Raw genomic sequence first — 12,081 nt, forward strand, 5'->3', positions numbered from 1 at the left:
GCCCGGTGGCGTTTTTAAAAAGATAGTGTAGTCTACACTACACATTAAGTGGGTGTGCGTCTCCGGCATGAAAATAGGCTCGGCATGAAGATCAAGAAGAAACTCTATTCGGCGGCAGTGATACTGATCGCGGTGGTCGTGGCGCTGATTTTCGCGTGGCACTGGTGGCAGACCGGCCGCTATTTCGTCGAGACGGACAACGCCTACGTGCATACCGATAGCGTCGCCGTGCGCGCCGAAATCAGTGCGCGGGTCACCGAGGTGGCGGTGGAAGACAACCAGCGCGTCAAGCAGGGCGATCTGCTGGTCCAGCTCGACGACCGCGATACCCGTAGCCAGCTGGCGCAAGCCCGGGCGCAGTTGGCCGTTAGCACCGCCAACGTGACCCAGGCGGAACGCCAGGTGGCGCTCGACCAGGCCAGCATCGACGAGGCCCAGGCGCAGGTGACGGCGGCGCAGTCCGATGTCGCCCAGGCGCGCCAGCATCTCGAACGCTCGCAGTCGCTGGCGGCGAACAATTACGCCTCGCGCCAGCAGCTGCAGGACGATCAGGCCACGCTGCGCGTCGCCCAGGCAACGCTGGCGGCGCGTCAGGCGAGCGTCGAGTCGGCGAAGCGTCGGCTGTCGGCGGACCAGGCCTCGATCGACAGCGCCAAGGCCAATCGCGAGGCGGCCCAGGCCGATATCGACTACGCCCAGAGCCAGCTGGAGAAGACCCGTATCGTCGCCAGACGCGACGGCGTAATCGGCAATCTCACCGTCGAGCCCGGTGATCTGGCCCAGCCCTCGCTCACCCTGATGCAGCTGGTGCCCGTCCAGACGGCCTACGTGGTCGCCAATTACAAGGAGACCCAGATCGGAAGAATGCGAGTCGGCCAGCCGGTAGCGCTGGAGGTGGACGCCTATCCCGACATCGAGTTCACCGGCAAGGTGGACAGCGTGGCGCCAGCCACCGGCACCCAGTTCAGCCTGCTGCCGCAGGACAACGCCACCGGCAACTTCAACAAGATCGTCCAGCGCGTGCCGGTCAAGATTCGCGTCACCGGCCCCGAGGAGCAGCTGTGGCGGCTGCAGTCCGGCCTTTCGGTGGTTCCCTCCGTGGATACCCGCGAGGTCGACGGCCAGGCGATCTATTTCGACCCCGGCCCGCATCTCGACGACGGTTCGGATCTTGCCGTCGACGATAAGTCGTGAATCCGCGCCGTGCGTATCGGTCATGAGTGTCGGCCATGAGTGAAGTCGCAGCACCCTCAGGGGCCGGCCCGCAGGAGATGCCCTCGTGGCACTACCGCTTCGGGTTCATCGCGGCGGTGTTCGGCATGTTCATGGCGATCCTGGATATCCAGATCGTCGCCAGTTCGCTGAACGAGATCCAGGCCGGGGTCTCGGCCTCGAGCGACGAGATCTCCTGGATCCAGACCTCCTATCTGGTCGCGGAGATCATCATGATCCCGCTCTCCGGCGTGCTGATGCGCTGGCTCTCCACCCGGGTCGCCTTCGTCATCTCCTGCGCCGGCTTCACGTTGGCCAGTCTCGGTTGCGCGCTGGCCAACAACATCGAGCAACTGATCGTGCTGCGCGCTATCCAGGGCTTCATGGGTGGCGCGATGATTCCGATCACCCAGGCGATCAGCTTCACGCTGTTTCCGCGCCGGGCGATGGGCGCGGTCCAGGGCGTGATCGGCATGGTGGTGACCATGGCGCCCTCGATCGGCCCGACGGTGGGCGGCTATGTCACCGAGCTCTTCAGCTGGCACTGGCTGTTCCTGGCCAACGTGGTGCCGGGGATTTTCGTGACCCTCGCGGCGTGGCGTTTCCTCGATATCGACGAGGGCGATGCGAGCGTCGCCAAACGGCTCGATTTCCGTGGCCTGATCCTGATCGCGCTGTTTCTCGGCAGCCTCGAATTCGTGCTGGAGGAAGGGCCGGGCGACGACTGGTTCGCAAGCGAGCTGATCGTGTGGATGACGCTGCTCTGCGCGGCTTCGTGTGTCGGCTTCTTTTGGCGAGTGTTCAGCTATGATCACCCCATCGTCGATCTTCACGCGTTCAAGAATCTTAACTTCTCCATCGGTACCGGTCTGGTGTTCGTGGTCGGGATCGCGATGTACGGCCTGGTCTACCTGATGCCGCTGTTCCTCGGTGGCGTACGCGGTTATTCGAGCTTGCAGATCGGCGAGGTGATGTTCGTCACCGGGGTGGCGATGTTCTTCACCGCGCCGATCGTGGGGCGGCTGACCAATTCGGTCGACCTGCGCGTGCTGTTGTTCTTCGGCCTGACGCTGATCGGCATCGGGACGGTGATGAACAACAACCTGACCAGCGAATCCGGCTTCTGGCAGTTCTTCTGGCCGCAGATCGTGCGCGGCATGGGCATGATCCTGTGCATCATTCCGGCGTCACGGATCGCCCTGGGCACGTTGCCACCGCAGGAGCTGGGCAATGCCGCTGGGCTCTTCAGCGTGATGCGCAACCTCGGCGGCGCGGTCGGCCTGGCGATGCTCGATACGGTCCGCGACTGGCGGGTGGACTATCACTGGAATCAGCTGATCCCGGCGCTCAACGAAGGGCGAATCGCGGTCCAGCAGCAGATCGACAACTATCAGGCGATGCTGGTCGGTCACGTCGCCGACCCTTATCACAGCGCCGTGGCCCTGCTCGGCCAGCGCTTCGGCGTCCAGGCCCAGGTGCTGGCCTACAACGACATCTTCCTGTGGCTGGGCTGTATCTACCTGCTCTGCGTGCCGCTGGTGTTTCTGTTGAAGAAGATCGAGCACTGACTACGGGCTACGGGCTACGGGCTACGGGCTACGGGCTACGGGCTACGGGCTACGGGCTACGGGCTGGGACCGTCGGCGTATCATTCTGACGAAGCTCGAAGCTCGAAGCTCGAAGCTCGAAGCTTCTTTCTGTAATCTGGCTTTCCTGCTGACCTGCCTCAGTTTCGATCGATCGTTCAGGATGTTGCCGCCATGAATAACCCTCAGCCCCACAAGCCCGGCGCCGACGAGCCCGTCCGCACCGTTCTGCGCCTGATCGGCAGCTTTGCCGCACCGGTCTTGGTCTATCTCGTGGCGTGGGAGCTGGTGGCGCGGTTGATCCTGCCCGGGGTGGCGGCCAGTGGCCGCGAGTTCGTGATCAACCTGTTCAGTGTGCTGATCCCTTTCGCTGGTGTGCTGCTGAGCGTCTATCTGGCCGGCATCAAGGCCGGTCGTCTGATGGGCGGCGGCGTGATGGCGGTGTTCTTCCTCTATCTCTACGTCTCTTCCGGCGTCGTGTTCAGCTGGTTGCCGGTGGCGTTGACGCTGGGCGGCATCCTGCTGGCCGTGGTCGTCGCGCGCTACTGCCCGACGATGAAACCCGATCTCGGCGGTGCCTTCGGCTAGGTTTTGCTAATGTCCTTGGCCGCGCCGAAGGCGGACTCTGCGCTCACCGCCTGGTTGGCCGATCAAGACGATGGCCTCCAGCGGCGGCGTTGGCGCGGCGTGCTGTGGATCGCCGACAACGCTTCGCGTGCGCGCCGCAAGGCGTTCTCCCTGATGGCGGCGGGACGCTGGCGCTCGCCGCTGTGGATCGGCCCCGACTCCTCGAGTCCGTCCGATGTTTCGACAGGGCCGCAGGCCTCGGTGCGGCTGAGTGCGTCCCGCGCGCGCAGCCGTCTGGGCAGCGAGCACGATCTGGTGGTGTTCGATGCGGTGTCTCCGCAAGCCGGGTTCGATCCCGACGCCTTCGGCGCCATCAGCGGCACCGTCCAGGCCGGGGGCTGGCTGGTACTGTTGACGCCGGCGCATTGGCAACTGCCGGCCTGGACGGATTGGCGCCCGGATGCGGACTATCGGCGTCTCGCGCACTGGCCCCACGAGGCGGAAACCTTGTCGGCGCGTTATCTGCAGCGGCTCGCCGGGATACTGCAGCGTCGTTTCGACGTGGCCACATGGCCGGCGGGCGATTCGCTACCCATCGCGCCATTATCGATCGCCATCGACTCGCCCGTATCACTTGCCGACGATTCCGAGCCCGAGGCGTTCACAGCGGATGGCGACTGCCTGACCACCGACCAGGCCGCCGCGGTATCGCGGTTGACGCGAATGCGGCGTCGGCGCCCGGTGGTGCTGGTCGCCGATCGCGGTCGCGGCAAGAGCGCGGCGCTGGGCATCGCCGCGGCACGGCGGCTGAGGCAGGGCGAACGGCGGCTCTGGATCACGGCGTCGAGTCTCGTCGCGGTCGAGGCGGTGTTCGAACGCCTCGAACGGCTACTGCCCGAGGGCCGGCGTGAGGCCGGTCGCTTCGAGGTCGAGCTGGACGGCCATGTCTGCCGCGTCGAGTGGCTGGCGCCGGAGCAGGTGGTTCCCGAACTGGCCTCGGCCGATATCGATGCCCGATCTCCGCCGACGCTGTTCGTCGACGAGGCGGCATCGATTCCCGCGGCTCGGCTGACGGGCTGGCTGCAGCGCTTTCCGCGCATCGCCTTCGCCACTACCGTGCATGGCTATGAAGGCACCGGGCGCGGGTTCGAGGTGCGCCTGCGCGACGCGCTGGATCGGCTGACGCCGGAGTGGAAGCGGCTCACGCTGCAGACGCCGATCCGCTGGGGGGCCGGCGATCCGCTGGAGACACTGACGCGGGAACTGCTGTGTCTGGATGCCGAGGTGGCCGAAGCCGAGGCCGTCGCCAGCGCGCTACCGGAGGCGTCGGTCACCTACGCCTGGCTGGACCGGGCGTCGCTCGCCCGGGACGACACCCGGCTCGGCCCCCTTTTCGGGTTACTGGTACAGGCGCACTACCGCACCTCGCCCAGCGATCTGCGCCAGTTGCTGGATGGCCCCGACGTTCATCTGCTGGCCGCGTTCGTCGACGGTGACGCGGGGAAGCAACATGCGGTGGGCATCTGCGTGGTCCAGCAGGAGGGTGGCTTCGACGCGACCCTGGCCAGCGACATCTACCGGGGGCAACGACGCCCGCGGGGGCATCTGCTGGCGCAGTCGCTGGCGACCCATGGCGGCTACGAGGAAGCCGCGCTCGCCCGCTGGTGGCGCATCATGCGGATTGCCGTACACCCGGCGGCCCGGCGCCGAGGCGTCGGCGCGGCCCTGGTCGAGCAGGTCGCGGCGACGGCCCGAGCGTATGGCCTGGATCGCCTGGGCGTGAGCTTCGGTGCGGAGCCGGCGTTGATCCGTTTCTGGCGTCGGCAGGGCTTCGTCTTGCTGCGCGTGGGACTCACGCGGGAGGCTTCCAGCGGCGAGCCGGCGCAGATGATGGGGCGCGGATTGATGGAGGGCGCCAGTTCGTCTCTGGCTCGCATGAACGATGACTTTGCCCGCTGCCTGCCGGATCTGCTGGCAAGCGAACTGCGGGATATCGAACCGCTCGTCGTGGCGGCCTGGCTGCACGAGGGGGCGGCACCGGTCGTGCCTGCCGATCTGGCCGAACGGCTCGGCTGGTTCGCTGCGGGTGGCGGCGAGCTGGCGTTGATCCGCCCGTGGCTGCGTCCGGCCTGGCTGGCGTGGTGGCGGCGACGACCGCTGGCGAGCCTGCCGGACATGCTGACGGCCGATAGTGCTGCCGCGACGGATGACGGCCCGGATGACCCCGGGCTCGCGGCCTCGCCCCGAGTGGCCGCTGCGGTGGCGGCGCTGTTCCAGTATCGGGATGAAGCGCTCTCGTCGCAGGGTCGGCGCGAACGGCTGGTGGCGGCACGTCGGCTGGCGGCGGCATTGCTGGCCTGGCACGGCAAGCGCCGAGATCTCGCCGGCCTTGTGCCGGATATGGTCAAGCCGCGGCCAGGCGAGTAAGGTGTTGGCACCCCGAAACGAGCCGCGGTCCGCCGCCGGCCAGGATTTCATTCATCACTCTTTCGACACCCGTTGCGGTGGCCTGCTCGCCGCACGACGAGGCTGGAATCGACCATGAACGATCATCTGCTGCAACTCTCTCCCGAGCCCGTGTGGCGCCATTTCCGGACGCTCTGCAATACGCCGCGTCCCTCTGGTCACGAAGCGAAGCTGGTCGACATCCTCGAGCGCTGGGCCGACGACAAGGGGCTGGCCCATGATCGCGACAGCTACGGCAACCTGCGCATCCGCAAGGCAGCGAGCCCGGGCTGCGAGGCGGTGCCCGGCGTGATCCTGCAGGGTCATCTCGACATGGTCACGCAGGCCAACAGCGACCACCCTCACGATTTCCTCAACGACCCGCTCGATACCTACGTCGAGAACGGCTGGCTGCACGCCCGTGGCACCACGCTCGGCGCCGACAACGGTCTCGGCGTCGCGGCGGCGCTGGCGATTCTCGAAGCGGACGATATCGATCACGGCCCGCTCGAGGCGCTGTTCACCCTGGAGGAGGAAACCTCGCTGCAGGGCGCGCTGTCGCTGGAGGAGAACTGGCTGGAAGGCCGCTATCTGCTCAATCTCGACTCCGAGGATCGTGGCGAGGTCTACATCGGCTGTGCCGGCGGCGCCGACGTAGTCGTCGATGCCGATCTGCCGATGCGCGGCTGCGACGAAGGGGAGGTGATGCGTCGGGTCTCTCTCACCGGCCTGGTCGGCGGGCACTCCGGGGCCGATATCCACAAGGAGCTCGGCAACGCCAACCAGCTGCTGGTGCGCGCGCTGCGCGGGCTGGGCGAGTTCGAGATTCGCCTGGTGGACTACCACGGTGGCACGTTGCGTAACGCTCTGCCACGCGAAGCCTTTGCCACCATCGTGGTCGATGAGCATCACCTGCCGGCGGTGGAGGAAGCGCTCACCAACTTGCAGGCGCTCTACCGCGAGGAGCTGGCGGGCGTCGACGACAACGTGACGCTCTCCCTGTCGCCAGCGGCGGTCTCCTGCGACGACGAGGTGGAAGCGCTCACCGATACCGCGACCCAACTGCTGGTTTCCGCGCTACATGCCGCGCCCTATGGCGTCGAACGCATGAGCGTCGAAGTGCCGGGCGTCGTCGAGACTTCCAACAATCTTGGTGTGGTGTCGCTGGAGAAGGGGCGGTTCCATCTGTGTGCGCTGGTACGCTCGCTGCGGGATAGCGCGACGCGCAATCTGGCCGATCGGTTCACGGCACTGTTCGGGCTGATCGGCGCCCAGACGCGGGTCGAGAACGCCTATCCGGGCTGGACGCCGAGCGCGGACAGCACGCTGCTGACCCGCTTCCGTCGCCTGCACCAGGAAGCACTGGGCGAAGACCCGGCGGTCAAGGTGATCCACGCCGGGCTGGAGTGCGGCATCATCGGCGGCAAGTATCCGCAACTGGAGATGATCTCCTTCGGACCGGTGATTCGCGGGGCGCATTCGCCCACCGAGCGCACCGAACTGGCGTCCGTCGAGGAGTTCTGGCGTGTACTCAAGGCGCTGGTAGCCGACATCGCTTCCGGCAAGGCCGCCTGAGACGACCCTGCCGGACAAGACGTACTAGCTCATGACGTGCTGGGTCATGACGTACTGGGCCATGACGTATTGGGGACGTACTGGGCCATAAAGACCACTAAGCCGGCATGTCGTTGGCCCTGGCATCGCGCGACCAGACGCGGTGCTGCCCCATGGCCTGAGTGAAGGGGATGAACACGTCGTCCACGCTGGCGCCGAGGAAGATGCCGTCTTCCTGGGTGGGCACGTTGGCTGCGGCCAACAGCTCCTTGCCTTCCGCGATGGCGGCAATCGCCTTGAGGTGCTTGTAGGCTTCCTGGACGTAGTAGCGCCCCAGTCCGGATTGCGACAGCGTCCGGACGCTTTCCGCCCCGCCGGCGACGATAACCGAATCCAGGGTCACCGAGGGCTGGCCGTTGAGCATGGCATCGGGTGTGACCGTCTGGCCGTTCGCGGCCTTCACCGGCGCCATGCTGGGGGCGATCACCATGCCTTCGGCGCCTTCGGCCTCGAGCTTGCTCTTGATCGTCTCCACCTGATCGCTGTCGACACCGTCGGCGACCAGGATCGCTACCTTGCGATATTTGATATTGCCCGGCAGACGCGTCATCAGGCTCAGCGCCGGGGATTCCTGCTGCGCACTCCGGCCCAGTTCATCGGCCGGCGCCGGCTTGCTGGAAGGTGCCTCGATGCCATGGTTCTCGCCGACCCGGCGTGCCAGTTCCAGATCGATGTTGGGCAGAATCTCCTTGATCACCCGCTCGCGAATCCACGGCCGCTGCACCTTGGAGAGCTCGAAGGTGTAGGCGGCGATGATGTGTTCCTTCTCGACGTCGGTCTGGCTATTCCAGAACAGCGTCGCCTGGGAGTAGTGATCGCCGAACGACGCGCTGCGCGCGCGAATCTTGTTGGCGTCGATTCGCTCGTTGACCGTCTCGAACCCGCCGTTTTCCGCCGCGGGCGGCGTCTCTTTGGGCCAGCCGCCGTCGATCGAATTGGGCTCGTAGGAGGCCTGGCCCTTGTTGATCGTCTGGCGGTGCATGGAGTCGCGCTGGTTATTGTGGAACGGGCATACCGGCTGGTTGATCGGAATCTCGTGGAAGTTGGGCCCGCCCAGGCGCAGCATCTGCGTATCGAGATAGGAGAACAGCCGGCCCTGCAGCAGCGGGTCGTTGGTGAAGTCGATCCCCGGCACGATATGGGCCGGATTGAATGCCACCTGTTCGGTCTCGGCGAAATAGTTGTCCGGATTGCGGTTGAGCACCATCTTGCCGATAGGGGTGACCGGCACCTGCTCCTCGGGGATGAGCTTGGTCGGATCGAGAATATCGAAGTCGAACTTGTGCTCGTCCTCTTCCTCCACGACCTGAATCCCGAACTCGAATTCCAGAAAGTCGCCGTTCTCGATATCGTCCCACATGTTGCGACGATTGAAGTCAGGATCCCGGCCCCACAGCTTCTGCGCTTCGTCCCAGATCAGCGAACAGGTGCCGGCCAGCGGCTTCCAGTGGAACTTGACGAAGCGCGCCTTGCCCTGCTTGTCGACCAGCCGGAAGGTGTGCACGCCGAAGCCTTCCATGTTGCGGTAATGGCGCGGGAAGGCGCGGTCGGACATAGTCCACAGCACCATATGTGAGCTTTCCGGCATCAGCGAGACGAAATCCCAGAAGGTGTCGTGGGCCGACTGCCCCTGAGGGATCTCGTTGTGTGGTTCGGGCTTCACCGCGTGCACGAAGTCGGGAAACTTGATCGCGTCCTGGATGAAGAAGACCGGCATGTCGTTGCCGACCAGATCCCAGTTGCCCTCGTCGGTGTAGAACTTGGTGGCGAAGCCGCGCACGTCACGAACGGTATCGTTGGAGCCGCGGGCCCCCTGGACGGTGGAAAAGCGCACGAATACCGGCGTTTTCTTGTCGGGATCCTGAAACAGTCCGGCCTTGGAGTACCGGGCGGCTTCCGCGTAGGGCTGGAAATAACCGTGCGCTGCCGCGCCGCGGGCGTGGACGATACGCTCGGGAATGCGCTCGTTGTCGAAATGGTTGAGCTTCTCGCGGAAGACGAAATCTTCCATCAGGGTCGGGCCACGCTCGCCCGCCTTCAGCGAGTTGTGATTGTCGGCGATCCGGGTGCCGTGATTGGTGCGCAGGTCATGCCCCTCGGCATCGCTACGGTACTTTTCCAGATTCTCCGACTTGCTCTGCTCGGTGGTCTTGACGTCCGTATCGTTGGGGCCGCCACGGTTGGAGGACGTGTGAGGATTGTTGGACATCCGTATCTCCTGATTTGAATCGACGGCAGATACTCCGGGATGTCGACATCCCTGATCGACAGCCAACCGGAGCACCTGCCGTTAGTGTGCGGGTGAAACTCCTCTTACAACTAGAAGCCTCCACCGACGATGGCAAAGGGGGGATTCGGCTGCCGTTAACCTGCATCAATCGCTGCCACTAATCCGGCTCCGGGAATTCGATGCCTTCGCCCGGCGATAACCGCTGGCAAATACGCTGGCAAAGGGGGACGGGGAAAGGCGTGGTGGAAGAGAAGGCGCTGTAAAAAAGAGGCGCGGTGGAAGAGAAAGCGCGGTGGAAGAGAAGGCGCGGTGGCAAGGCAGAGGCGGCTGAAAAGAGCGGTTGAACCCGGGCTGGCAAGGGAAGGCGGGCGGCAGACGCCGCCGACTGAGACTAATACTGGTGCGTATCCTTACGTACCGCCTCGCAGCCTTCCTCCGAGATGTACCCCTTCGAGAGCGCATGCTCCGCCATGCTCACGCTGTCATGGGCGAGAATCAGCTCGCAGCCTGCATGGCGGACCTCGTTGGCCAGCGCCTCGATCGCGGCGTCCCGCTCGGGGTCGTTGTCCACCTTACGGATATAGATGGCGCGCACGCGCTCCGGGTGTTCCTTGACGATCTCGGTATAGACCTCCGGGTCCCGCTGGCCGCTGTCGCCGATGAGGATGAACGGCAACGTGTCGTAGAGCGACAGCATGTTGCGGATCACGTCGGACTTGTGGTCCTCGGCCTTGCGCGGCCAGGGGCGCTTCAACGTCATGCCCCATTCGCGCAGGAACAGGATCGGCCCTACCGGAATGCGGTTCATGTTGAAGAACATCTCGAGAACTTCGTAGATGCTCCACGGACCGCGTGACACGTAGAGCATGGGGCGGTGGCGATTGCCCTCGGCGCCACCGTAGAGCGCCCGATACAGCGCAGCGACACCGGGAAAGGCCGTGCGTCGATCCGCTTTCTCCATGAACAGGCGATACAGCATCTTCAGCTTGTTGGCGACGCCGGTGTACATCACCGTGTCGTCGATATCGCTGATCACGATCAGGTCGGTGCTCGCCGGCGGAATGTAGATTTCGGTCTCGGTGCTGATGGCGTCGTCCTCGGAGAGCACCTGCAGCTTGACCGAGTGCCAGATCGCCTCGGCAGGAAGCGTGTGGGTAATGTCGATATGGGCGTGGAAATAGCCGTCGCGGTCGGTGGTGACGGAGGCCTGGGTCGCGCCAATCCGAATGTCGACGCGGGCGTCGCGGACGCCGTGCCTCACCAGGCGACGCGCGACATCCACCAGATCGCGGGCGATGCCGCCTTTTTCCCAGTTCCTTAGCCGTCCGGGTTGGCGAAAGACGCGGCCCATGATGAAGGCTTCCGAGTGAGAACCGTAACCGCGATACGGATGCACGACGACCCCGCCTCGGCCCTTGTCGCCGCGCATCGGCCGGATGAAGAGGCGAACCAGTTTCTTGGCGAAATGAACCAGTTTCGTCACGAAGAGCCGAGGCAGCGAGCCCGAGGTGGCAGTGTCGGCGGAAGTATCGCGAAATTGAGGCACGATGACGGAGAATCCTAGGTTTGATTAACGGTGAGTATGGGAACTCGCGCGCTATCCTGCAAAGTCTGGTCGGGCTTCGGTCGGTCTAACGACAGCCGGCATGACATAAAAAAAGCGCCCACCGATCGGCGGGCGCTCGTTTGGCGTCGCGAAAGGCGATCAGGCATGCTGCTCGCTGTGACGCCCTTCGGCCAGCTCTTCGATCAGTTTGCCGTTGAAATCATCGAGATCCTTCGGCGTGCGGCTGGTGACGAAGCCGCTGTCGACCACTACCGATTCGTCGACCCAGTTGGCGCCGGCATTCTTGAGATCCTGCGCAATGGACGGCACGGAAGTCAGTTTGCGGCCGTCGACGACGCCTGCGTTGATCAGAATCCACGGCGCGTGACAGATCGCGGCAACCGGCTTGCCGGCTTCGAAGAAGCTCCTGACGAAGCCAAGCGCTTTTTCGTTCGTGCGTAGTTCATCTGGGTTGAACACGCCGCCTGGCAGAACCAGCGCATGGTAGTCGGCGGGGTTGGCGTCCGCCAGGCTCTTGTCCGCTTCATAGGTTTTGCCCCAGTCCGTTTCGGCCCAGGCACGAATGCCCTTGCCGTCCGGGGTGATGACATGTGTCTCGACGCCCTGACCTTGCAGTGCGGCGCGCGGAGAAGAGAGTTCAGCTTCCTCGAACCCGTCGGCGGCGAGGATTGCGACACGTTTACCATTGAGTTGCTGAGCCATCGTGACCTCCTGGTCTTGATAAATCGGCTTGATGTTTCGATAGATGACAAGCCCATGGGCCATCCCGGTCCATGTCTCGGCTGACTCAAGAAGTTTGGGATAGTCTGGGCAGAGTTCAAGGAAAACCGGGCGCTTTCGATATCATCGCTTGCGCTGAG

General features: G+C 64.5%; 8 protein-coding genes. 5 read left to right on the forward strand and 3 right to left on the reverse strand.

The genetic code is table 11. The features are described from left to right. The first annotated feature begins 84 nt into the window (after positions 1-84). From BC443_RS15300 to BC443_RS15320, 5 genes are all read left to right on the forward strand, one after another. Entirely contained in the window at positions 85-1,194 is a 1,110-nt protein-coding gene (locus BC443_RS15300; protein WP_071232704.1) for an HlyD family secretion protein, read from the forward strand. Positions 1,195-1,229: 35 nt separating this feature from the next. Then, on the forward strand, positions 1,230-2,780 hold the full coding sequence (locus BC443_RS15305) for a DHA2 family efflux MFS transporter permease subunit (protein ID WP_071232705.1): 1,551 nt from the start codon (positions 1,230-1,232) through the stop codon (positions 2,778-2,780). Between the two features lie 192 nt (positions 2,781-2,972). Further along, positions 2,973-3,386: a hypothetical protein gene (locus tag BC443_RS15310; RefSeq protein ID WP_071232706.1), complete on the forward strand. Its 414-nt coding sequence runs from the start codon at positions 2,973-2,975 to the stop codon at positions 3,384-3,386. Positions 3,387-3,395: 9 nt separating this feature from the next. Next, entirely contained in the window at positions 3,396-5,792 is a 2,397-nt protein-coding gene (locus BC443_RS15315) for a GNAT family N-acetyltransferase (RefSeq protein ID WP_071232707.1), read from the forward strand. 114 nt (positions 5,793-5,906) lie between these two features. Next, complete coding sequence (locus tag BC443_RS15320) at positions 5,907-7,385, forward strand: aminoacyl-histidine dipeptidase (RefSeq protein ID WP_071232708.1); 1,479 nt, start codon at positions 5,907-5,909, stop codon at positions 7,383-7,385. A 97-nt stretch (positions 7,386-7,482) separates the two neighbouring features. On the opposite strand, the gene katE is transcribed toward BC443_RS15320, so the two are convergent. The 3 genes from katE to BC443_RS15335 all read right to left on the reverse strand — a co-directional run bounded on the left by katE (position 7,483) and on the right by BC443_RS15335 (position 11,923). After that, positions 7,483-9,708, reverse strand: coding sequence for a catalase HPII (gene katE / locus BC443_RS15325; protein ID WP_282097212.1), 2,226 nt, complete (start codon positions 9,706-9,708; stop codon positions 7,483-7,485). Positions 9,709-10,045: 337 nt separating this feature from the next. Beyond that, on the reverse strand, positions 10,046-11,200 hold the full coding sequence (locus BC443_RS15330; RefSeq protein ID WP_322528726.1) for a phosphatase domain-containing protein: 1,155 nt from the start codon (positions 11,198-11,200) through the stop codon (positions 10,046-10,048). 159 nt (positions 11,201-11,359) lie between these two features. Continuing rightward, entirely contained in the window at positions 11,360-11,923 is a 564-nt protein-coding gene (locus tag BC443_RS15335; RefSeq protein ID WP_071232805.1) for a type 1 glutamine amidotransferase domain-containing protein, read from the reverse strand. Between the last annotated feature and the right edge of the window lie 158 nt (positions 11,924-12,081).

Source organism: Salinicola sp. MIT1003 (assembly GCF_001858555.1).
Taxonomy (GTDB): domain Bacteria; phylum Pseudomonadota; class Gammaproteobacteria; order Pseudomonadales; family Halomonadaceae; genus Salinicola; species Salinicola salarius.

Coding starts and splice junctions, on each gene's coding strand:
- BC443_RS15300 (WP_071232704.1), top strand. CDS start 85: ATGAAGATCAAGAAGAAACTCTATTCGGCGGCAGTGATACTGATCGCG.
- BC443_RS15305 (WP_071232705.1), top strand. CDS start 1,230: ATGAGTGAAGTCGCAGCACCCTCAGGGGCCGGCCCGCAGGAGATGCCC.
- BC443_RS15310 (WP_071232706.1), top strand. CDS start 2,973: ATGAATAACCCTCAGCCCCACAAGCCCGGCGCCGACGAGCCCGTCCGC.
- BC443_RS15315 (WP_071232707.1), top strand. CDS start 3,396: ATGTCCTTGGCCGCGCCGAAGGCGGACTCTGCGCTCACCGCCTGGTTG.
- BC443_RS15320 (WP_071232708.1), top strand. CDS start 5,907: ATGAACGATCATCTGCTGCAACTCTCTCCCGAGCCCGTGTGGCGCCAT.
- BC443_RS15335 (WP_071232805.1), bottom strand. CDS start 11,923: ATGGCTCAGCAACTCAATGGTAAACGTGTCGCAATCCTCGCCGCCGAC.